Consider the following 22973-nt stretch of genomic DNA (forward strand, 5'->3'; position numbering starts at 1 on the left):
ATCCCCGGCAGAGCGCAGCGGCGACCGGGGATCCAGTGTCTTTGAACGTGGCACCAGGCCGATGCCCGCGCGCCGTTCGTACTAAGCCGAAAGGCCACTTGGCTTTCCTGCATATCATCCCAGGGCGAACGTAGTGCTTTTGCCGTCATCCCCGGCAGAGCGCAGCGGCGACCGGGGATCCAGTGTCTTTGAACGTGGCACCCGGCCGATGCAGGCGCGTTTGCGGGAATAATGTGACTTAAATAAGCGCGATTCAGCCTACGCCCATTATTGCCACACATTTAGTTAGCTTGCTAATTACTTCCACAGGCGCTAATATAGTTAGCACGCTAAACAGTTTAGGTGCCCGCATGAACAACCCCAACAATATTTCGCATAAAGATCTACAGCCGTCTCTTGGGGCGGCCATGGGCCGCGCGCAACGCCTGTGGCGCGAGGCCATCAACCGCGCACTGGAGCCAGAGGGCTCTAACGAGAGCCGTTTGCAAGTGATGCTTACGCTAAAAAATCAGGGTGAAGGTTGCTCGCAAAAAGTGTTGGCGCAGCGGCTATGCATCGAAATGCCCTCGTTAACCCGCACTCTCAATCAACTGCAAGCGCAAGCGCTGGTAGAGCGTCACGCCGACCCCAACGATGGCCGCGCCCACACTCTATGGCTTACGCCCAAAGGGCACCGCGAACTAAAAAAGCTAGAGCAAAGTATCAACCTGGTAAGGCAGCAGATACTCAAAGGGCTAACCGACGCGCAGCTGGATGCGTTGGCCAGCATCATCCTACACATTGAAGGCAACGCCCGCGACTTGCTGCAACCCGACAGGAACACACAATGACACCCGATGAGAGCTTCGCCCGCTGGGTCAAAATATCCCTGTGTGTGTTTGCCGCCGTGTTCGGCTATTTTTTATTGGCCGATCTATGGGCACCGGTAACCCCCCACGCCAGGCTTATGCGCCCGGTCGTACAAATTGCGCCGCAAACCAGCGGCCAGGTTACCCAGGTATTAGTGCAAAACAACCAGCAGGTAGCTCAGGGCCAACTGCTGTTCACGCTGGACGCTCAGGCACAAACACTGGCGCTCGAGAAAGCACAACTGGCAGTGCAAACGGTGCAGCAGCACAACCGTGAGCTGGACGCGACAATAGCCAGTGCCCAAGCAGCGCTCGAGGCCGCCCGAGTGCGGCGCGAGCAATTACACACCGAGCGCGACCGGTTGGTAAATTTGACCGATAAGGGGCAGGTATCGCGCCAGGCGTTCGATAATACGCAGGCTAATTACAAAACGGCACTTGCCGCCGAGCAGCAAGCGCGTGCCGATGTAACGCGCCTGCAAACCGAGCGCGGCCGCGAAGGAGCAGACAACCTGGCGCTACATCAGGCCCGCAACACGTTGCAACAAGCCAAACTGGCGCTGAGCTACACCCAAGTGCGCGCCGCTCACCGCGGTATTACGGCCAATATGCAGCTGCAACCCGGCGCCTATGTCACCGCGGCCAAACCGGTCATGAGCCTGATAAAACCAAGCGCCGATATTGTTGCGGACTTTCGCGAAAAATCGCTTACCCATTTGCAGTCTGGCAGCCAGGCCAGTGTCAGCTTCGATGCCCTGCCCGGGCAGGTGTTCGCCGCCCGCGTGAGCGCGCTGGAATCCGGCGTTGCCGACGGCCAGTTAAGCCCCAGTGGCCTGCTGATCAACCCCGAGCAAAGTGACCGCTGGGTACGCGATGCACAGCGTCAAAGGCTGCACCTGACGCTCACCGACGCCGCACTACCGGCCACATTGCCCAGCGGCGCGCGCGCCACCGTGCAGCTATACCACGGAGCGGGCATCACCGCCTGGTTGGCCCATATGCAAATACGTGTGCTTAGTGCCCTGCACTATTTGTACTGATCGTGTCGCCCCGAGTAAACCCAAAATCAGACAAAGCTCATGAGCCGTTTTCGCCCACACTTACTGATTAAAAAAGCCCAGCTCGACGCTAACGATTTGCGTCAGTGCCTGCGCATCGCTTTTGGCGCGGTGCTGGGTTTTACACTGAGTAAAATCATGAACTGGCAGAACGGCGTTTTCTTCGTGATGTCGCCCATTCTGCTGCTGGCATTAGTCCCCACGCTCAACCGCCACATCGTGTATCAGTACATTGCTCAGATACTGTTGGTTACGGTGTTGGTGGGTTTTGTGCAGCCGCTGCTCAGCCCCCACCCTGTCGCCATGACGCTAACCGTACTGATGGTTTTTGCCGGGCTTTTTACCCTAATGAGCCGTGGGCCGATGTTTCTGTTTGGCGCGATGGGGGTAGTGCAACTATCAATCACGTTGCACTTTGCCAGCTATAACAGCATTGCACTATCGCCGATGCTAAGCGCCAACATCGTGGCCGGAGCACTGGCTCTGGTAATAGCGTTTTTAATGCACACGCTGTTTCCCGATGTAGCACATCGTCCGCCGCGCAAACGCCCGGACAAACCCAAAAGCAACCAGCGCCATGAAGTTATTCTGGCAAGCCTAGTGGCCACGGCATCGTTTGTGGTGTTTCAGTGTTTCGATCTGCGCGACTCACTGTCGGCGCAAATTGCCACGGTACTAATCCTGTTTCCGCTCAACTGGAAAGGCGCCGGGCCGGCGGGCTGGAACCGCGCGATAGGCACATTGGTGGGCTGCAACTTTGCTCTGGTGGCACAATTGCTACTGCAAACCCATAGCCATCAGCTGCTGCTGGTAACCTTTTGCTTCTGGTTTGGCGTGTTAGTGTTTGCGCGCTACCACATGCTAGAGGGCGGTGTCTCGGCAGCGGGCTTTAGCGCCATGTCAAGCCTGGCGGTTATTTTTGCCCAGTATCTAACGCCGCAACAAGACGTGGTGTTTGATGCACTATATCGTTTTAGCTCGCTGGCGTTTGCCGTGCTGTTAACCCTGTGCCTTATTTACCTTTTGCACCGACTGCTCAACCGCTTTAGTGCGACCCGGCTGATCTAGCCGGCGCAATAAGAGCCAATCACAAAACTACCCAAACGACGTGTTAAAGTGACCGACAAAACACGGCACCGAAACAGCCGTGCGATGACCCAACAGGATTCCCTATGCACAATATTCAAATCGACATCGTCTCCGACATCGCCTGCCCCTGGTGCGCAATCGGCTACGCCCGCCTGGAGCAGGCCATGGCTAAACTGGCGCCGGAGTACCAATTTAGCGTGCAATGGCACGCCTTTGAGCTAAACCCCGATCACACCGGCGAAGGCGAGCCGATCTTGCCCGCGCTGGCGCGTAAATACGGCAGCAGCGAAGCCGACATGCGCGCCAACCAGGATCAAATGATGCAAATCGCCAAAGACCTCGGGGTTAATTTTGCCAAGCTGCAGGAGCGGTTCACCTGCAACACCTTCGATGCCCACCGGCTGGTTAAATGGGCCGGCGAGCACGATAAACAAACCGCCATGAAGCAAGCGCTGTTTGACGCCTACTTTGGCCGGGCCGAAGACGTCTCTGCCCACTCTGTGCTGGTGCGCTGCGCCGAGAGCATCGGCCTGGATGCAACCCACGCCCAACAGATACTCGACTCGGACGAATACGCCCAGGCGGTGCGCGACGACGAAGCCACTTACCAGCAAGCAGGCGTTAGCGCCGTACCGGCGTTTATCGTCAACAATAAATACCTGATATCCGGCGCCCAAGAGGCCGACACACTGCTGCAGGCGTTTCAGGATATCGCTGCCGAATCCGCCTGAACAACCAACCCGGAGAGACAATGCCCAAGCCGTCTAAAGCCGAGCAGCAAGCCATACTAAAGCGGCTGGATACCTTCAGCCGCTTTACCGATAGCAGCGTGCCTATCCCGTTCACCAGCTTTCGGATCGGCACCGAGGCGATTATCGGCATCCTACCCATCGTCGGCGACGCGGTGGGCCTGCTACTTTCAAGTTACGTACTGTTTGAGGCGCACCGCGCTGGCGCCAGCCGCTGGGTAAAACTGCGCATACTGGCCAATATGAGCATTGATTTTCTCGGCGGCCTAATACCGCTGGCGGGCGACGTGTTTGATGCGTTTTTTAAGGCAAACACCCGCAATACGCGACTGCTAAGAGAGCACTTAGAAAAAGAGCGTTAGCGGGGTTAGAGGCTCTGGGCACAACACCAAAAAGTTTACGCCGTGGCTCGCCCAGGGCTACACACCCACACAGAAAGCGCAATAACACCGCCCCCCAGTATCAGCCGCAGCACATCGGCACCCTGGTTCCAAAAAATTACGTTAACGAGCAAACCCACCGGAATCAGTAAATTATTCATGGTGGCTAACTGCCCGGTATTCACCCGCTTGCTGGCCATCGCCCAGCATAAATAGCCGAGCCCTGATGCCCCCAACCCCAGCCAAATAAGCACGCCCCACTCAAGGGAGGTGTCGGGCACAAGCTGCCAATTGGTAAACAGTGCACAGCCGACGCCAGACACCAACGCCGCCCCTAAAAAGAAACAGGCAAAGGTATTTAACTGCTGTTGTGGTTTATCAATCGGCAACCTTTTATACGCCACCTGCCCTAGCGCAAAACAAAGGTTAGCCGCCTGAATCAGTAAAAAGCCGGTCAGCACATCGGCGCTAACCTGCTGATAGCGGATAATCCCGGCCCCCAACACCGCCAATGCCGAGCCTACCCACCAGCGCAGCGGCAGGTGGCGCTTAGCCAATAACACTTCATCGATCAGGGTAATCCAAAGCGGGGTAAAAATCGTAAACAGCAGCACCTCGGGTACGGTTAAAAAGCCAAACGCATGGTAGAGAAACTGGTACGTCAGCCCCACTTGCACCGCGCCAATGGCGGTTAAGGTTACGAGTGTGCGGGCGGGAATATGGCGAGGCCTAAAAAACGGCAGCAACACCACTAGCGCCAGCGCCACTCTAATTAACACTGCCAGATAACTATCCACCTCGCCGCTTAAATAAACGCCAATCAGCGAAAAGCTAAATGCCCAGATAACGGTTACCAAAGACAGCACCAACATCGGCGACAGACGGGAAAGAGTAAACATGCAATGCAACCGTAGACAAATGCGCATATTAGCACGGATAGATTTTAACCAACCGAGCAACGCGATGCCTCAACGCCAAAGCGAGTAAAATGCCAGAGCCCGAACGATAGCCTTAGCCCGACAGCAAACGGGAGCCAGCAAACCCCAGAGCACTGGAGCTCAAAATCCCGCCAGCGCCGTGTGAATTTTACCTCAGCGGAGCAAAAAGGTCATGGAGACTGGCTATCTTTATGTGTAAGATGGCCCTTAGCGGATTTTATGGTTACGATGATGGTGGTAAGTTCAATATAACTGTATAATTCGCCACTGGTGGTGACCGTCGGTGAAGATCATTACTGAGGGATCTAACGCCGAAAGGCGGAGTGTCACAGACCCTCAAAAACCGCTAGTCCTAGCGGCCAAAAATCATAATTACCATAATGAATGCTGATGTTAGTAAAGTGGCCTACACTTACTGGCGAGAGCTCTATGGTATAGCTGAGCCTTGATGGCGATTTTTAGTGTATTACAGGAGGTACACATGAACATTAAATACGGGTTAACCGGAGTATTGAGCATTTTGCTGACGCTAACCAGCGCGGCCCAGGCCGACGATTTCCCGCACGCTAAGTCGGGGCTCTATCTGGGTGGTGAATACGGCATGAGCGAGTACGGCTCAGGCTGTCGTGACATGACGATAACCTGTGAAGACGACGACGATGCCTACAACTGGTTTGCCGGCTATCGCTTTAACGACTACTTTGCCCTGGAAGGCAGCTATCGCGAACTGGGCGAAGCAACTTCTTGGTTCCCTGTTGGCAACAACGGCAAAAAAGAAAAGACTTGGGCCGAAGGCTACGACCTATCTGTATTGGTAGGCTTGCCTCTGTCTGATCGCTGGATGGCCTACGTGCGCGGCGGCGGTCTTTATTACGATGCCAGCATGGTAGAAGGTGGCGACCTGTTTATGGAGCAATCACAAAACGAAACAGGCTGGGCTCCAACCGCCGGTGCCGGTATCGTGTTCCGCGCGACCGAGCACCTGCAAACCCGCTTGCAGTATCAATACGTAAGCGATTATGGCAACAGCGACTGGAACCGCGAGCCGGATGTACAATCCGTTACTCTTGGTCTGTTGTGGCAGTTCGGTAAAGTAGAAGGCCGCCCTGTACAAGAGCCCGTAGCCGAGCCAGTAGCAGAGCCTGTGGCTGCACCGGTAGAAGCCGAGCCAGAAACCAAGCCGGTTAATGTTCTCAGCCAGTTTGACTTTGACTCTTCAACGGTCAGCAATACGGCTGCGCTGGATCAGTTACTCAGTGAAATGGGCTCTTCAGAAGCTCAGATCACCGTCACCGGCTACGCCGACGGCGCGGGTCCGGCCGAGTACAACATGGGCTTGTCTAAGAAACGTGCAGAAGCTGTAAAAGCGTATCTGGTTTCTAAAGGCGTATCAGCTAGCCGCATTACGCTGGACTGGAAAGGCGAGACTGAGGCAAGTAGCCAGTCACCTAACCCAGCCGACCGTAAAGCGGTTGTCAGCACCGAACTGCCTAAGTAATCGCAGCGCAAGCCTGATGTAATAAGCCGCCTTTCGGGGCGGCTTTTTTATGCGTCAACAATACTATTAGGCGAATACCTAAAGCGCAAAACCGACAACCCTAAGTAAAAGGCAGCGTCTTTAGATGCCGCGCCACACTATTTCGCCCCCCTCCCTATTACATGCGCGCCTGTAAAGTGGCGAGTAACTCACACCGCCACAATCAACTTAACTCAGTTACCACCTTGGGTGAGATCCATGACTTTGTTTGCGGAATAACCAGTATTCTATTGCTATCGTTAGTGCTACCCTTTCCAGAGATACCGAAAGCTCAAAAAGAAGAACAAATATTGGATAATACAGGAGCCTTGCATGCTGCAGAACCACCCGGGCGAACCCCGCTTTCCCACCTCAAGAGAGCTCCATCCGCGTGCCTTTAATCGCCTGACGCAAAAACAACAAACGCTATTCAACGGGCTGATCACACTGGCTATTATCACCGGTGGCATTGCGATAGTCGGCGCAGGCGTACTCTCTGAAAGCCTTGAGCCAATGCCTGCCGGTAATATGTTTGTATTAGCCATGGCGGCTTTAGCGCTAACCTGTTTTGCCATAATAACCAAGCTTTTGTGGAAGGCTGCCAACTTAAGCGTGAAGGATCAAGTGAGCTACTATGCAGCGGGCAACGTTCCTGCAGAATACCCAGAGCCGTATCGCCAGGCGCTGCAGCTCGACGACGTATACGCAGCCACACTGTGGACAGAAACACTGGAGTACTGGCCAACCGAAGTCCGCTTAGAGCACGCCAATATTAAACCGCAATCCTTTCCCTTAGATGATCGACAACAACCCAAAGAGTCTTTGGACGAGCATTGGGGAATCGTCACTAAAAAGGACCTTTTGGCAACAACGGCCGCCTTAAAGTCTGGCATGCACTGCCAAGGTTTTTTGTTGGATGCGCTCGGCGACCACCGGCCTGCCGTGATCGAGCGGATCGCTTCACTTACCGGCATAGAGGAAAGTTATATCGAGGGGCTCAGCTCTAATACGGCAACAGGTCAACCGCCAAAACTCATCTGGGCCTGGGATCTTTGGCGAGTGATCCCGTTGAGCCGCACTGGATTTATGGCAGGCTTAATCTCAGAGCAAGAGGCGTGGGAACAAATACTCGAGGTAAGCTGCTGGATACACGCCATTTTTGATAGCCTTGAGGACTACCATAAAAACCTTCGCGTTGGGCATGCGTACTGGGCCAACAGCTACGCCGCCACCCAAGAAAGAAGAGAAACATTGCAAAATTTCGAGGACAACACACCCTTTCGGCCTATTCGCAACCTCAGTTGGAAGCGCCAATCAGTCGATGTGCTACCAACTCACATTATGACGGGACTGCAAAGTAATGAGTCATCCCCCGAAACGTTAAACTAAATGAGTCCAGCCCTTCACCCATAACCATTACGATCCGGCTTATTGTTAGGTATTAACCTCAAGCCCCGGCTTAAGCGTCCCCTAAAGATCGGTGGTTATGGGATGACTCTGGTGATGGTGCTACGACAGCACCATCAAGGTCTCTAAAAGCCCTTTCACACTTGCACGTTCACGAGCGTCAACCGATAGCACGGGAATGCCTGAATAAGGCGCCAGAGTACTGCGCAACTTATTAATAGAATAATCACTTGGTAGATCGGTTTTAGTAACGCCCACCACAAATTTAAGCTGGCTTTCTGCCGCCCGCATAGACTGAACCCAACCTAGGGCATCCTCATACAAAGTACCCGACGTGGCGTCCAGCAATAAGACGACGCCCAGAGCGCCGGGTACCAAGATTTCACGCATAAAGGATAAGCTACTCTGCCCTGGCAGGCCGTATATATGAAGCACCTCGTTTTCGAGACGAACAAAACTGTAATCTAACGCTACCGTGGTCGACGTTTTGTCACCCATTGCGCCGTCGGATAAAGGCACCTCGGTACCAATGGGCTGCGAGTCGGATATAGCCGCAATGGCTGTGGTTTTACCTGAACCAACCGGTCCGGCGAACAATAATTTCTTTTGCATGATAGGCAGCTTCCGAGCTATTTTCCGCCGAGCCAGTTAACCAACTTAGCGAGCGCTTGCTTTACTTTTCCCGACTCAGTCGGCTCATAAGAGTTCTGTTGTGTTGAAACGGCGCTAACACTAGCTAAACGGGCTCCGTGTACGGCCCAGAAATAGGCATTTAGGAGCGCAGCGGGATATGTATTTTGCAGCATGTTAATAGTAGTGGGATGATTCATTAAGTGAGCGGACAGCTGTGCCACCTCTACGCCAAAACGCTCAGTTCGAATATCGGGCCAGGTGTGCAACACTAGCGCGGCATCTTGCCTGTAAACGGGAACATGTTTTTGCAGCAGCGCGTTAAACAGAAAGTTCTCGATGCTAAGCTGTACGTGCTTACCTTTAATCGTCGTGCTGGCAATAGGTTGTATCCCTAACGCACTATCGCCGGACAAAGCCTGTTTTGCCTTCTGCAAATTGCTGGCGTCGCGGGATTGACACAAGCCTGCAGAATAATCCAGTTCGATTAAGGGTAGATTATCCAGCGATATTACGACCTTATCTTCAGTTAAGCTCAGTAACTTTACATGCTCAGGCTCGGCAACGGAAGCCGCAGGCTGGAGACCGGGTTGAGCAACCTCTACCTTGGCAATTGCCTCATAAATAGCTTTATAAATAACGTGCACAGAGGCCGCAAACGACACCTTTGCCGATTGACTATCGCCGACGCTATCGACGCTTAACACCGGAACGTCCCACTGCCTGGCCAAGCGAGCAACCTTGCCGCCAAAAGGGTCCATTTCGTTCGCCAACAACAGTTGCGACTCTGCGCCATTCCAAAGCCCAGTTGTGGCTAAATAGCCTTGCGAGGACAGCAAGTCTGCAGCGAGTTTAACTTTCTTGGGGAATTCTGGTGGACAACCCGCGTAAGAGATATGGACTTTCTTCATAATGAGGTTGTAGCGCGAAGTAGAGTAATAAGCTGAGGGCACTGAACACTAAAGCCCAGAGCCCCGAGGACCTTAAAGATCAACTAAAATCCAGTTGCTTCTCGAATGATTTTAAATAGTGACGAGCCAGCGCCAAATTTGACTTGGATTTATCAAGCACCAAATAAAGGAAAATACTCTGGTTCGACTCCAGCGGGCGAATCAGGTGATATTGTTTGCCCAATGTGATCAAAATATCCTCAACTCTGTCGTCTAGCTTCAAGCTGTTAGCGACTTTCATTTTCGCTTTCAGCACTTGGCTATTACCGGCGGCGGCAATTTCCATATCAACGGCACTGCCGTCACCGGCCATCAACATACCCGACTCCATGTCTACCATGGCAGAGCCTAGGTAGCCGTCGATGCCATTTAACTCGCTCAGTTTAATTTTTGACATACCGCCTATCCTTTAATTTGTAAGTTAATAATTAACAATGCTGGCCAATTTTTTGCCGACGTCCCGCGTTAAACGAAGTGCGATAGCAAGGTTGGTCGTGTGGTCTTTGGTCGATAAACATACCAGGTACGGATGCCCGCGCAGCGCCAGCCTTAGCAGTACGGCATGACCGCCATCAGACGATACCGATATCTCGTTGTTGGTAACGCCCAACACCTCTCCCGAAAAGCTTTCAGACAAAGACAGCAACGCGCACGAAAGCGCCGCAACACGCGCGGACGGCTCTTCATCATCGTTATGAGTTGCCACAGCCATGCCATCTGCGGTGGCCAGCAAGAGTTGAGTTTGAGGCCCCAAAAGATCGACCGCGCGCGCAAAAACCTTTTTGGTGCGAGCGATAAATACTGCGTTTTCCGGGAGGCTAATTTCCGATATGTTACGGGAAGGTATCAATTGTTACCGCTCAAAATGTGTATTTAGGTGACAGTTGCGCAATTTACCCCACCACCATTACCAGCACAACACAATTTTAAACGCCATAGCTAAAATGCTACAAACAACCCATAAACTAACAGGACAGAGCATTATTGCCCCTAAAATCCGACAATCTTAGCACTCCTCATCGATCGTTAACGATAACACTCACATTCATTTGCGTAGATTTAGAGCAAAACGCTCAAAATTCTCACAGCAAAAGCCGCCTCCTGTTACCCGAAAAACACGCCAAGCGGGCGCTACACACCACAGAGTTTTAAGAAGAATAAGCATACGTTAGCTTGCCAGCACCCTTACCCCATCAAATCAAACCGATACTAATGAAGTGCGTGCTTCCGCTTGCACTTTAACCGAGCGCACAGAATAATAATCACCCATCCTTAGGCTTCATGTACCGAGACACCTAACTATGCAGCGTATTGCTATTGTCGGCGCGGGGCCCACGGGCATTTATACCCTGGCGGCGTTGATTGAGCATAAAACGCCAATGGCTATCTCTGTTTATGAGGCTGGCGCTCAAGCTGGCGTGGGTATGCCCTTCGAAGAAGACAAAAACCATCAGTTGATGCTTGCTAATATCGCGAGTATAGAGATACCCCCACTGACATGCAGCTACTTGGACTGGTTGCTTGAACAACCCGCGACTTTTTTACAGCGCTACGCAGTGGATAAGACCAGTATGCACGAGCGCCAGTTTTTGCCGCGAGTTCTTTTAGGGCATTACTTTCGCGATCAATTCTTAGCTCTGGTAACCATCGGCCAAAGCCGCGGGCACCAAATCGCAATCTACGAAGGATGTGAAGTTACAGATATAACCGCTAAGGGCGGCATAGGCCTGTGGACTAAAAAGCAACCCGATAAGATTTGTTACGATAGGCTAGTAATAGCTACAGGCCATGTGTGGCCTTCCCCCATTGACAACAAGCCCAAATATTTTCCCAGCCCATGGTCCGGGTTAATTGGCACTCATATTCCAGCCAGTACCGTCGGCATCATGGGTACATCGCTCAGCGGTATCGACGCCGCTATGGCGGTGGCCGTGCAGCACGGTCAATTTCACGAACAGCCCGGCCACGTGGATAACACGCTCCGCTTTGAATGCAACTCAGCCAGCACGAACCTAAAAATTTCGTTGATGTCCCGCTCCGGCTTACTGCCCGAGGCTGACTTCTATTGTCCGATCCCCCATGAATCGCTCACCATAGTGACCACCGAGACTATCGCCCGACAGATTGAGGCCGGACCGGAAAACCTGCTTGACCGAGTGTTCACTCTCATCGCACAAGAACTTGCACTCTGCGACCCCGAATGGAGCACCGCCATCGACCTCCCCGGCCTTAATGCCGATACCTTCGCCGAGGCCTATTTTTCCGATCGAGCTAAACGCAACCCATTTAACTGGGCACGCCACAACCTTGAAGAAGTGGTCCATAACAAGCAGAGCAAGCACACAGTGCCCTGGCGTTACGCCTTATTGAGGCTACACAGTGCCGTGCAAGAGATTGTTCCTCACCTAAATGAACGCGATCAGGAACGCTTTAACCAAGGCCTAAAACGCATCTTCATTGACAACTACGCCGCCGTACCGCCAGAATCTATCCGCCGGTTACTAGCGCTGCGCAACGCTGGCGTAATTGAAGTGCAGGCTTTAGGCGAAAATTATCATATGAACATAGGCAGCAAAGAGACTGTCATTACCACAACAGACAATACGCTTCACTTCGAGATTTTTATTGACGCGAGAGGCCAAAAACCTCTCGATCTCACGGACTTACCATTTCCCCGGTTGCGCAAGCAACTACTGGCCTCGGGAGATGAGCTACCCCAGCTGGAAGACGACTACACCTTGGTCTCACCCGCAGTAGCCAAGCATCGCATTACCCTCGCGGCACTACCTTTTTTGATGCACGACAAACCCTTTGTCCAGGGCATTACGGTTTGTGCCGAAATAGGTAAAACTATTGGAAGTTCGATCAACCCGAGTAAAGCCGAGGTTTTGGGAGAAATACCCACCGAGGCCGGATTACCGTCGCAATAACGCTAACCTAAAGCCGTCCCTGCCCCGCGAATTTAGGTCTTCCGTCACGCCCGAACAACTACACAGCCGTTAAAAATAAACACGGCACTGTTTTTTCCTCACCTGGCTATATGTCATACTCGAATCACCCATTTTATTTCAGGAGAATGTTATGTCTAATCACCACACCTATAAAAAAATAGAGATGGTCGGATCCTCCACCACAAGTATCGAGGATGCCATTAATAATGCTATTGCCGAATGCCATAAAACCATTAAAAACCTAGAGTGGTTCGAAGTGGTCGAGACTCGGGGGCATATAGACGAGGGCAAGGTAGCGCATTACCAAGTCGTGATGAAAATAGGGTTTCGTATTAATAACAGCTAAAGCTGACGCGTCACCTCCAGCGCGCCAGCTTAATGTGAGCCTATGCCCACCAGCCGATGCCAGATGATCACTAACCGACCATCTATCTCGGATACCCGCTTTGGTTTAGGCGCCCAGTCAAACACAAATGAGGCTTTTATGAGTAACCCCAGTAACTTTGACAAGGTGCGCGCCGCCCAGCTGGAATACAACAATAAAAGAGCCGCAGGCTACCGTGAGCAGTCGCTAAAACTCTACCCTTGGGTTTGTGGCCGCTGTACTCGTGAATTTACCCGTAAAAACCTTTCGGAGCTGACCGTCCACCACCGTGACCACAATCACGATAACAACCCGCCCGACGGTAGCAACTGGGAGCTACTCTGCCTTTATTGCCACGACGAAGAACACACAAAGTTTGAAAACCTCGTACGCTATGGCAGCACCACAGAGAAGAAGATCGCCCCCGCCACCTACAACCCTTTTGCCGATTTAAAAGCCCAGCTAAGCGGTAAAGAGAATTAAGTGCGTACCAATAGTGTTGCGGTGAGTACTGACTGGGCACCACCAAAAATAAGAGGTAGCGGGGTCGGGCATGTAACTTTACAGCGTTGCGGCATACGTGCGGATATAAAATGTATACCCCAGCCTCATCAGCCCACTCACATGGCCGTTGTCACTCAACTCTCGCCATCAAAGTCGCTTAGGCCTAGCGCGCGTCGCTTTTCATTGAGACTTTCATAAATAGCATCAGCCCTACTGTCAATAATCTCGCGATCTCGCTCCGTTGGAATAAAATTATTATCCTCAACAAATCCCTCGCGAAAATCCAAGCAGCCTACATTATTGCCCATTCTCGAAGATACTTCGCACATGGCAAGCACTTCGTAAATGGCCGTATTAGACTCCTGCTCGTCGTATAGCCCCGCCAGCAACCTGGAGGATATTGATATGGCATTGGTCACTAAAGCGGAGGTCGCCCCTCTTGCGGCCGCCTCCATTAAAAGGTCCTGGCTTTCATCAAGCTCTAAGCGTCTTGCATAACGATTTGACAGCTTAAATAAGGCTCTAACATCGCCGCCATCCCCAAGTGAACGCAAAGTTTCATCGCTGTAATTATCGTATGTCTCAAGATCAACATCGTCATAATAACCGTGTTGCTCGTGCAGCTCGGCATAATTATCCATAAGCGTACGCGGAGTACTTTTAGCTCCCTGCGTCGCTCTAGCATCAGGATCAGTTTCGGAGCTAACCAAGGCTGCTTTCTCAGCATCCTCAACAATAGGCTTTACAGTTGCGGGGGGCGAAACGATTTCGATGGCAGAGGGCGCGACCTGAGCAGAGTTATTACGCCCAACCTCTTCGGCACCGTACAAGTAGGTCACTAATGCAACGCAAGCCAAACCAATACCGACTATCACCACTGTAATTTTATTCATATTTTAAGCGTCTCCATTCAACTATCGACATCCATTTTACTAAAGCAGGTAATCCGTGCACTTGAGGTTGCTTAGGCTTAAATCGACAGCGCAATCTGATTTAAACTCCAAATACCGTGCAGCGCGCGTGCTTCTACAGACACCGGCATTAGCATCCACCATACCAGACACCAGCGGGTTAATTGTGGTAACAGACAACGCAAGGCTAAAATTATTACAAAACTCAACGGCACCAACATTATTATGATGCAAAGTGTCCATACAAAACTCGTGGTTCAGAGCGGCAATGGCTTTGCACTTCTCATACATTTTATGAGCCTCAGCTTCTTTTTTAGCTTGAGCGTTCGCGGCCGCCCGCGCCGCATTTTGCCTGCGCGCCTGCTCTGCATAATATTCATTCGCCATTTGGCGCTTCCACGCATAAGTATCAGATTCGTTCCATGGGTTATCACTGGTATAAGTGGTACCCGTCACAGTTACCTCAGGTATCGAGTCAGCAAAAGCGATGGAAGAGCTAAAAAAGAAATTATAAAAACGAAGGTGAAGCTTTTTATAGAATTATTCCTTTAAGTTATGTAATTTTCCTGAAGCACGACTCTATACAAAAAGCACTTACCATTCAAAGGAAAATGTATACGGTTACACTGGTAACCACCAGAATTATGTGTATTAGGATATTTATGTGACAGCAATCACAATACCGGTTACATAAAAACTGCCGGAGAAATCGCTGCTGGGCCTAGCCCCCACAAACGGCACAGCTTAGCCAACAACCGCCATAAGCTCCGACATAAAAACCTGCAAAAGCGATGGCTCATACAGAAGAACACGTGACAAAAAGACCGCCAAACAGGCTATACGCGTACAGTAGTGATATCAATAAGACAAAAAATATTAAACGGGCATCATAACCTTGACCCGACCGCATTTATTTTTGCCATTTAATTGATGGATATGAAGGGGTTAGGAAGTCCACTTGCCTGAGACTCACACAAAAGGCCGCCCCCTCCCACCATAGCCGAAAGGGTTTGAGTGAATGCTGCAAAATAGTTATAGTTAAAAGTACAATATCTATTTATCATAATATATTCCAAATATTCCGATAACAACGCTAATCAGAACATTGAGGATCGATAGAATGAGAAGAATGCCCCCACTCACCGCTGTGGCGCTTATCGCCACTCTCGCCGGCTGCAGCGCCCCCGGTGATCAGCCGCAAAACGGTGCGCCCACTGGGCAAAAAGCCGCCACATTCAGCCAGTTCTCCTATCAGGGCCAGTCTCAGGAGGATGTGACCGTAGGTAAAGGCGAGTTCCGTAACCCGATTATCTCGGGCTACGCGCCCGACCCGACCGTAGCGCGGGTGGGAGACGACTACTATGTAGTGACTTCATCGTTCACCCACTTTCCCGGGCTGCCTATTTACCACTCCAAAGACTTGGTCAATTGGACCCAAATCGACAACGCTATTGATCGCCCGGACCAATTCGACTTCTCGGGCCTTAATGTCTCGCGCGGCATTTTCGCGCCGGATCTTTCCTATCACGACGGCACCTACTACCTGACCTCCACCTGCGTGGACTGTAAAGGCAACTTCGTGATGACCGCCGATAAACCCACCGGCCCCTGGTCCGACCCGCACTGGCTGGGCTTTCAGGGAATCGACCCCTCTATTTACTGGGCCGACGATGGCAAGGCTTACATCCTCAACAACGGCGCCCCCAACGAAGAGCCCCGCTACGACGGCCACCGCGCCATCTGGATCCAGGAGTTCGACTGGAAAAACTTGAAAATGGTGGGAGAGCGCAAACAACTGATTAACGGCGGTGTGGATATCACCGAGCAGCCCGTGTGGATTGAAGGGCCGCACATCATCAAGCGCAACGGTTACTACTACATTACAGCGGCCGAAGGTGGCACCAGCATCCAGCATTCGCAAACCATCTTCCGCGCCGACGACGTCTGGGGCCCTTACAAGCCCGCCGACCACAACCCGATCCTAACCCAGCGCGATCTGGACTTTGAACGCGAAGACCCAATCATCGCCGCCGGCCACGCCAAGTTTGTTCAGTTGCCCAACGGCGACTGGTGGGCCACCTTCCTCGCCATTCGCCCCTACGACCACGACATGTTCAACATCGGCCGCGAGACCTTCCTGTTACCCGTGCGCTGGGAAAACGATTGGCCTTACATGTTGCCGCAAGGCGAGCGTATCCCCTTTGCCATGCAAAAGCCGGCGCTACCCGAGCAGCCGCAACCCGACGTCCCCAACTCGGGCGACTTCAGTTACACCGACGATTTTGAAGGGGATGCGCTCTCGGTAAGCTGGATGGGTATTCGCGACCCGCAAGACGACTTTTATCAAGTTGCAAACGGCGCACTGTCACTGTCTTGCCGAGGTGGGCTGGGCAACCTAGAGGCCGTGCCCTCTTTCATGGGGCGCCGCCAGCAACACCATATAGCCGATGTTTCCACCACGGTCACCTTTGACCCCGCCGCCGAAGGTGAAATGGCAGGCCTTGCCGCCGTGCAAAACGACCGGTACTTAATGTTCCTGGGTGTCACTCAACTCGACGGTAAAAAGCAGGTAGCGCTTTACCGCAGAAACGGATCGACCGAAGACGAGCTGATCGACGCCCAGCCCGTCTCCAGCTCAGAAGAAGTGACCCTGTCGCTCGCGTTCGACGCCGGACAAATGCAAGCGCACTACACCGTGAACGGCAAACAGCACACCCTCGCAGAGGGCGTAGATGCCACCATCCTCAGCACCAACGTGACGGGTGGTTTTGTCGGGACCTTGATTGGGCCTTATTGTACCGATTGATGCGTTGTGAACTGCCTCTGCCGCTGTTTGGCGGCAGAGGTTTTATTGCTTCGAGGGTGTGATTATTCATGTTTTTGGAGTGTTTATTTTGAAAGAAGATAGGAGCTGAGACTTGTGGCTTTGAGGGATCAATCGAGCTTGACTTCACTGATTCGAACGACCATGGCCTGAAACCAAAAAACAAAGGCCTGTCCCCAGCCCTTGTAGATTAGTTTTTACTGTATCTGAAAATCAAATCCCTGATGTCTCCTCTGTGACTCTGATATGCGCGCGCCACCTTCGCTTATCGCCGTTATATGGTAGGTATAAAAATACCCAGACGTTAAGTTTTCAGTGAAATCCTGTAGATTTAGACTAGCATCAGAAACCTCTGGCATATCTGACCAATCAAAAAGCGTGTTATTACCCAAATAATCGTTAAGGTTAGCTTTTTGGTGGACCTGCACTCGATAAGACGACGCCCCGGGATAAGGCTCCCAAGCCAGTATTACAGGCTCATCAAGCGTAAAATTTCGTTTTTTGGTATGTTTCTCCACCGGTTTAACAAACTGTAAGCGAAGGCCCGCTCCTGGCTCGCCGTCGGCAACCACAAATTTATCCGAGCTATGCTGATTCATCGGACTAATAATCAATCCTGGCAAGGCGCGGTTTGCCACTTCAGGATCTAGCTGAAAACCGTGTATTTTATACTCGCCATAAGGCACGGCAATACTATACTCACCCTCCGCGTTTGTTGTCGCCCACTGACTATTTACCGCTTTATTTAGCCCAAGGCGCAGTCGCAACCCTTCTACCTTTTTACCATCGCCAACCACAACACCTCGTATCTCACCCGGTCCAGCCGCTAGCACATTATTATCGGAGTCAGATACTTTACCCGACGACACGCCGGTAGAGCCAAGGTAGCCCTCAATTATAGGCGGTGGCTCATCGACCTCACCTCTCGCAAAATCACTTTGGACAAAAGCGCTACTCGTGGCCCCATCAAAAAAATACGACACTGCTAGAGCTTGCACAAAAACAAATGCAATACCAAAGCCTAACCCAAACGCTATACCTTGCAGGAATTTCTTAAAGAGTCCTTTCATGTGTTTACATGCTCCAATTTTTAATAATTCTGCTTTAATGATGATTGCTAGCGATTATCGTTCGGGCAGCTGAAGCAGCAGCCTAAACGGTAAAAGCGGTGACAACCGCGCCTAGCTATGTCTCTTCCCGTGCGTCAAGACTTCCCTCACATATGTTCGCATACTCGGCGAGCTTTTCTTCATTGCTTGGAAATATTCCGTCCCTGTAATAATTCGCTACCCAGCATTCGTACTTATCGATGTGGATTTTGGGCTCCATTGCTAGCCAGTATTCGGCTCGCTCCTTACTTGGGGGAAAGCCGAGATACCCCTCTTCATGGGCGTGAGCAAGCAGGAACTGCCAGTAGGTCATGCCTCGACGGGCGGCCTCCTCATATAGCTCAATTGCTCTCTCCAGGTTGGCATCTGCACCTAGACCGCGTTGATAGGCCCAGCCCAGCTTACCGGCTGAGTAAGCCGAGCCGTCTTTGTATTCTTTTTCCAGACGAGAGAAACCCTTACGCCTTTCCTCTGGATCACTTGATGAAAAAACTCGCATACTAGCGAGCATGTGAGCTGCGCTATCGTGACCTAAGAAACCGGCAAACGCGAGTGACAACTTTGATGAGGCCGAATTTGTCGGTGTAACGTAACCAATAGACTGCGAATGAGCGTAGAGGAGCACCCCGAGTGGAAGCAACATTATCAAGACTGAGGCAACAAGGAAAATTCGCTTCATCGCGAGACCTTGATATACGCATAACAGCATGTTGGTTTGGTTGAGTCACTCTCCCCGCGACAACCTAACACCGATAAAAATAACTTTAAATTTAGCCAGAAAGGCCTTAAAAGTATGAAAGAAACGATCATTCTGTGACAACTCCCTGTCCGGTAAAGGTGCGACTCAATCGCAATAATATCGCAATGTAAGGTTTTTATCGAATTAACGCAAAATCCACCTACCACCAAAAATTAGGACACCCACAAACTTGACAGCACCATTGGTCTCAATTAAGGCAACTTGTCTCTGTAACTCACCGCCATGGTCAAGGCGACCCCCTAAAGCGTCGGAGCAAACGCCTCGACAAGCCACAGCCCAATGGTAAGGCTCACCAAGCCGAACAGCGTTGTTTGCACAATCATGGTCGCCGCTAGAGCGGCATTTCCGCCCATGCCGCGCACCATGACAAAGCTTACGGTGGCGGTGGGTGCGGCCGCCAATAAAAAGACCACCGCCACCGCATCGCCTTTAAGCCCCAACAGTAGCGCCAGCGTCACCGCTATTACGGGCGAGACCAACAGCTTCCAGCAGCTGGCAGCCAGTACGCCGTCGCCCATTTGGCCCAGCGATTTCATGCTGAGTGATCCGCCAACGCACAACAGCGCCAGTGGCAGAGACATGTCTCCCAGATAGCCCCCGGCGCGGCGCACGGGCTCGGCAATAGACGGCCCCCAAGCGCCGTAAATCAGCCCAGCGACAATGCCGATAATCAAAGGGTTACGCGCAATTGCCGCAAATACGCCGCTAAAGCCACGCTCGCTGTCTAGATCTCGGTTGAGAGCGACTACGGATAATACGTTGTACAGCATGATGGTGACGGCCAAGGGCAGAGCCGCCATAGCGATTCCTTTTTCTCCATAGGCATTCGCGCAGTACGCCAGACCGATAATAATCAGGTTGCCGCGAAAGGCCGCCTGGGTAAGAACCCCTCGGTCTTTTTTATCCCGCACAAACCAGCTGGCCGTGGCAAAGCTCAATACAAAAACGAGCAGAGCGCCGGTGACCACGGCGATCATAATGCGACCATCGGTAGCCGAGCCAAAATCCGCGGTAGCGTTACTAAAAAACAACAGCACGGGCAACCCGACGGAAAAAACCAAGCGTGAAGCGGTGTTGATAAACGCTTCATCGATCAGGCCCACCCGGCGCAATACCGCGCCCAGGGCAATCATCAAGACAATAGGTGTGCTTACCGATACCGAAAAAATAAAGGTGGATAGTAGATCGCTGTTGTTCACGGAGGCTCGTACAAGGATGTGAGTGGTTTGTTAGCTTCCGCTTTTTAGCAAGGTTTTGTCAAGGTGAAGGCGGACCAACCACTCTGTTTCCATTGATCCGCTTCTGCATCGTTTGGTTCGGCTGAGCGTAACATGCTATTTGCTCTAACGCCCGCAACACCGGACAAATTGGAGCGCAGCGTAAATTTGATCCGAGTGATTGCGATTGTGTACGCCCAGCATGGGCATGAACTAATGAGGTGAAAGTCCTCTGTAGGAAGATCACCGTCGAAAACCATGTTGTGATTAGACGATAACTACTAGCGAATGGCAAGGGCAGCTCCGTGAGGATCTGTCTGGAGGAAGCCGGACGCAAAACTGCGAGCTGATGAACAAGAACATCATATGAGGCGTAGGCTGAAGGCGAGTTGGCACAAGACGACGAAGCCATGTGATCTAACGGCCACCGTAAATGATGCAGTTGCGCAGGGACAGTTCATGCTCTTATCTGGGGAGATCTGCTTAGCACGCGATCGGAAACCAACCAGTAAGGCTCTGGTCAATAAGTGCCTTGGCTCTTTGGAGTGTATCGCCCAAAGAGAGCGAACCAGATGCAATCCGGTAGCGCCAACAGGAGCAATCTTGCGGGTGATTAAGCAGAAGTCAGCAGAGGGCATAGTAGCCAAACGCCTGCCGTAATGGGCAGGATACGGTGAAGGCCTGAACATTTAGAATAAAGGAGGAGCCATGACAGACTTGAACACGCAAATGCCGTCCGGCAGCGATGCGACTCAGCGTTCCGTCGTGCAGCCAGCCTTTAGCAATGATCTACTCGAGCGTGTGCTACACAGAGACAACCTCTCTCGCGCATGGAAACGCGTTCGAGCCAACAAAGGGGCCGCAGGTGTCGACGGTATGACTATCGACGATTTTCCCGCATGGGCACATTCCGGCAACTGGATAAAGGTAACCAATACACTGGCAACAGGGTATTACCAGCCGTCGCTGGTGAGGCACGTTGAGATCGACAAACCCGATGGCGGTAAACGCCAACTGGGGATCCCAACGGTGACTGATCGCGTTATTCAGCAAGCCATTGCCCAAGTGCTTACACCCATTTTCGATCCCGAGTTCTCGGACAATAGTTTTGGCTTCCGACCTAACCGAAATGGGCAGCAGGCGGTAAAGCAGGTTAAAGACATCATCAAGGAAGGACACCGCATTGCGGTAGATGTTGATCTCTCTAAATTCTTTGATCGCGTTAATCATGATTTACTTATGACGTTACTTGGCCGAAAGGTTAAGGATAAACGATTACTTAAGCTGATTGGACGTTACCTAAAAGCTGGGGTTGTCGACAACCAGTTTCAAGGTGAGAGCCATGATGGTGTTCCTCAAGGCGGGCCTCTATCGCCTCTGCTGGCGAATATCATGCTTGACCCTCTGGACAAAGAACTAGAGAAGCGAGGGCATAAGTTTACTCGGTACGCCGATGACTTTACCATTTTAGTGAAAAGTCAGCGTGCCGGTGATCGTGTGCTCAAAAGTATTAACCGCTATTTGCAACACCGCCTGAAACTGGTGGTTAACACAGATAAAAGCCACGTCGTTAAAACCAGTCACAGTCAGTTCTTGGGGTTTACCTTCAAGGCTGGAGGGATTCAGATAAGCACAAAGTCTCTGCTTAACTTCAAGCAAAGGGTTCGGCGCTTAACGAATCGCAACTGGGGCGTCTCCATGACTTATCAGCTCTTTAAGATCAGCCAATATCTTCGCGGCTGGATCAATTACTTTGGTATCGCTAATGGCTACCAACTTTGCGTCGATCTAGATCATTGGATTAGGCGAAGAGTTCGTATGGCCTTCTGGCGACAGTGGCGAAAGCCGCGCACCAAAGTAAGAAGCCTGATGAAATTGGGCGTTCACGTACAAGCGGCGGTTGCCTGTGGCATTACCAGCAAAGGGCCATGGCGTAGCTCGAAGACCCCAGGGATTAATCAGGCTCTATCGAATGATTATTTAAAATCTCAGGGGCTTTACGCGTTGCGCGATGGATGGATTAAGCTTCACCATTCTAAATGAAACGCCCTGTGCGGATCCGCATGCAGGGTGTTGTGGGGAGGGCGGGCTAAACACCCGCCCTTACCCGATTAGGCATTTTTACGCTCATCACCACTAAAATCCTTAATACAATCCATATAGAGGTTTATCACATTTTCAATTTGCTCAATCGTAAAGCAGATAACTGGCCTAAGAGTTACATATTTTGAATTTGAGAATTTTTCAAAGCGTTTTTGATGCTCAGGTGAGCTTGAAAATTCTGGACCGTAGTGAGTTAAGTGATTCCTCACCTCTTGCAGATTCTGGAGCTCCTTCCAATGCTTTTTATTAGTATCAATACTCATGCCAAGAACTTTATTCGCATAAACAATTGACCTATTAATACCACGATGCTTCAGATCATTAGGGGATAATTTTGCTTCACATTTTTCCTGCTCCATAAGCATTAGCTCGTCTAGATTTTGTTCCAAGATCGCATAAGAGGAAATAAAAACAGCTCTTAAAAGACTTTGTCTTGTTGCGTTTATATTTCCAGTTTTGTTCCTTGCTTCATCATCAGTAAGAGATGAGACCTTGGAGGAAAACTGCTCATCTGCTGCTTTGGCTGCTTCATAAAGGTACGCTAAGTCAATAAATGACAAAAACCTAGGAACCGAGAAAGTCGTATTTTCGGGTTTAATCATATTTATGCCTAACGAGACCGTAGAAATACGTTTTTCACAAGCAACTCTACAGCCGTCTTCTTT

At 51.4% G+C, this 22973-nt stretch carries 23 protein-coding genes; 12 read left to right on the plus strand and 11 right to left on the minus strand.

Features of this window, described 5'->3' with window-relative positions; genetic code table 11:
- The first annotated feature begins 350 nt into the window (after positions 1 to 350).
- The 5 genes from AAC019_RS15730 (at position 351) to AAC019_RS15750 (ending at position 4106) form a co-directional block, all read left to right on the plus strand.
- Positions 351 to 830, plus strand: a complete 480-nt coding sequence (locus AAC019_RS15730; protein ID WP_339900147.1) for a MarR family transcriptional regulator — start codon at positions 351 to 353, stop codon at positions 828 to 830.
- Complete coding sequence (locus AAC019_RS15735; protein ID WP_339900148.1) at positions 827 to 1888, plus strand: HlyD family secretion protein; 1062 nt, start codon at positions 827 to 829, stop codon at positions 1886 to 1888. The genes AAC019_RS15730 and AAC019_RS15735 overlap by 4 nt, the downstream gene beginning before the upstream one ends.
- Before the next feature lie 39 nt (positions 1889 to 1927).
- Positions 1928 to 2974: a DUF2955 domain-containing protein gene (locus AAC019_RS15740; RefSeq protein WP_339900149.1), complete on the plus strand. Its 1047-nt coding sequence runs from the start codon at positions 1928 to 1930 to the stop codon at positions 2972 to 2974.
- Between the two features lie 104 nt (positions 2975 to 3078).
- Entirely contained in the window at positions 3079 to 3726 is a 648-nt protein-coding gene (locus tag AAC019_RS15745; protein ID WP_339900150.1) for a DsbA family oxidoreductase, read from the plus strand.
- Between the two features lie 20 nt (positions 3727 to 3746).
- The gene (locus tag AAC019_RS15750; RefSeq protein WP_339900152.1) at positions 3747 to 4106 is read left to right on the plus strand and encodes a DUF4112 domain-containing protein; all 360 of its coding nucleotides are present in this window, start codon (positions 3747 to 3749) and stop codon (positions 4104 to 4106) included.
- Positions 4107 to 4141: 35 nt separating this feature from the next.
- Here AAC019_RS15750 and AAC019_RS15755 read toward each other — a convergent pair whose 3' ends face one another.
- On the minus strand, positions 4142 to 5023 hold the full coding sequence (locus AAC019_RS15755; protein ID WP_339900154.1) for an EamA family transporter: 882 nt from the start codon (positions 5021 to 5023) through the stop codon (positions 4142 to 4144).
- 520 nt (positions 5024 to 5543) lie between these two features.
- On the opposite strand from AAC019_RS15755, the gene AAC019_RS15760 reads away from it, so the two are divergent.
- Both AAC019_RS15760 and AAC019_RS15765 read left to right on the plus strand, forming a co-directional pair.
- On the plus strand, positions 5544 to 6560 hold the full coding sequence (locus AAC019_RS15760) for an outer membrane beta-barrel protein (RefSeq protein ID WP_339900156.1): 1017 nt from the start codon (positions 5544 to 5546) through the stop codon (positions 6558 to 6560).
- Positions 6561 to 6911: 351 nt separating this feature from the next.
- On the plus strand, positions 6912 to 7967 hold the full coding sequence (locus AAC019_RS15765) for a DUF1266 domain-containing protein (protein WP_339900157.1): 1056 nt from the start codon (positions 6912 to 6914) through the stop codon (positions 7965 to 7967).
- A gap of 120 nt (positions 7968 to 8087) precedes the next feature.
- On the opposite strand, the gene AAC019_RS15770 is transcribed toward AAC019_RS15765, so the two are convergent.
- The 4 genes from AAC019_RS15770 to AAC019_RS15785 form a co-directional block, all read right to left on the minus strand.
- Positions 8088 to 8597: an ATP/GTP-binding protein gene (locus AAC019_RS15770; RefSeq protein WP_339900158.1), complete on the minus strand. Its 510-nt coding sequence runs from the start codon at positions 8595 to 8597 to the stop codon at positions 8088 to 8090.
- A gap of 17 nt (positions 8598 to 8614) precedes the next feature.
- Positions 8615 to 9526, minus strand: coding sequence for a hypothetical protein (locus AAC019_RS15775; protein WP_339900159.1), 912 nt, complete (start codon positions 9524 to 9526; stop codon positions 8615 to 8617).
- Between the two features lie 79 nt (positions 9527 to 9605).
- The gene (locus AAC019_RS15780) at positions 9606 to 9962 is read right to left on the minus strand and encodes a roadblock/LC7 domain-containing protein (protein WP_339900161.1); all 357 of its coding nucleotides are present in this window, start codon (positions 9960 to 9962) and stop codon (positions 9606 to 9608) included.
- A 24-nt stretch (positions 9963 to 9986) separates the two neighbouring features.
- Positions 9987 to 10277, minus strand: a complete 291-nt coding sequence (locus AAC019_RS15785; protein WP_339900162.1) for a hypothetical protein — start codon at positions 10275 to 10277, stop codon at positions 9987 to 9989.
- Between the two features lie 589 nt (positions 10278 to 10866).
- Here AAC019_RS15785 and AAC019_RS15790 point away from each other — a divergent pair.
- The 3 genes from AAC019_RS15790 to AAC019_RS15800 all read left to right on the plus strand — a co-directional run bounded on the left by AAC019_RS15790 (position 10867) and on the right by AAC019_RS15800 (position 13363).
- Positions 10867 to 12495 (plus strand): FAD-NAD(P)-binding protein, encoded by a 1629-nt coding sequence (locus AAC019_RS15790; RefSeq protein WP_339900163.1) that lies wholly within the window; start codon positions 10867 to 10869, stop codon positions 12493 to 12495.
- A 151-nt stretch (positions 12496 to 12646) separates the two neighbouring features.
- Complete coding sequence (locus AAC019_RS15795; protein WP_339900164.1) at positions 12647 to 12862, plus strand: dodecin; 216 nt, start codon at positions 12647 to 12649, stop codon at positions 12860 to 12862.
- Positions 12863 to 13000: 138 nt separating this feature from the next.
- Positions 13001 to 13363, plus strand: coding sequence for a YajD family HNH nuclease (locus AAC019_RS15800; RefSeq protein WP_339900166.1), 363 nt, complete (start codon positions 13001 to 13003; stop codon positions 13361 to 13363).
- A 155-nt stretch (positions 13364 to 13518) separates the two neighbouring features.
- Here AAC019_RS15800 and AAC019_RS15805 read toward each other — a convergent pair whose 3' ends face one another.
- Complete coding sequence (locus AAC019_RS15805; protein ID WP_339900167.1) at positions 13519 to 14277, minus strand: hypothetical protein; 759 nt, start codon at positions 14275 to 14277, stop codon at positions 13519 to 13521.
- A 39-nt stretch (positions 14278 to 14316) separates the two neighbouring features.
- A complete protein-coding gene (locus AAC019_RS15810) occupies positions 14317 to 14751 on the minus strand; it encodes a hypothetical protein (RefSeq protein ID WP_339900168.1) in 435 nt (144 codons plus the stop codon).
- A 664-nt stretch (positions 14752 to 15415) separates the two neighbouring features.
- Here AAC019_RS15810 and AAC019_RS15815 point away from each other — a divergent pair.
- Positions 15416 to 17101 carry a glycoside hydrolase family 43 protein gene (locus tag AAC019_RS15815; protein ID WP_339900170.1) on the plus strand — a complete coding sequence of 562 codons (1686 nt, stop codon included), beginning with the start codon at positions 15416 to 15418 and terminating at the stop codon, positions 17099 to 17101.
- Positions 17102 to 17316: 215 nt separating this feature from the next.
- Here the strand turns inward: AAC019_RS15815 and AAC019_RS15820 are convergent, their stop codons facing one another.
- The 3 genes from AAC019_RS15820 to AAC019_RS15830 form a co-directional block, all read right to left on the minus strand.
- The gene (locus AAC019_RS15820; protein ID WP_339900171.1) at positions 17317 to 18189 is read right to left on the minus strand and encodes a hypothetical protein; all 873 of its coding nucleotides are present in this window, start codon (positions 18187 to 18189) and stop codon (positions 17317 to 17319) included.
- 115 nt (positions 18190 to 18304) lie between these two features.
- Positions 18305 to 18907, minus strand: coding sequence for a hypothetical protein (locus tag AAC019_RS15825; RefSeq protein WP_339900172.1), 603 nt, complete (start codon positions 18905 to 18907; stop codon positions 18305 to 18307).
- 320 nt (positions 18908 to 19227) lie between these two features.
- Positions 19228 to 20187, minus strand: a complete 960-nt coding sequence (locus AAC019_RS15830) for an AEC family transporter (RefSeq protein WP_339900173.1) — start codon at positions 20185 to 20187, stop codon at positions 19228 to 19230.
- A 726-nt stretch (positions 20188 to 20913) separates the two neighbouring features.
- On the opposite strand from AAC019_RS15830, the gene ltrA reads away from it, so the two are divergent.
- Positions 20914 to 22248, plus strand: a complete 1335-nt coding sequence (gene ltrA / locus AAC019_RS15835) for a group II intron reverse transcriptase/maturase (protein WP_339900175.1) — start codon at positions 20914 to 20916, stop codon at positions 22246 to 22248.
- Positions 22249 to 22316: 68 nt separating this feature from the next.
- Here the strand turns inward: ltrA and AAC019_RS15840 are convergent.
- Positions 22317 to 22973: hypothetical protein (locus AAC019_RS15840; protein WP_339900177.1), on the minus strand; the 657-nt coding region annotated here is incomplete at its 5' end.

The sequence above is a fragment of the uncultured Gilvimarinus sp. genome, from assembly GCF_963975215.1.
In the GTDB taxonomy this organism is placed as follows: domain Bacteria; phylum Pseudomonadota; class Gammaproteobacteria; order Pseudomonadales; family Cellvibrionaceae; genus Gilvimarinus.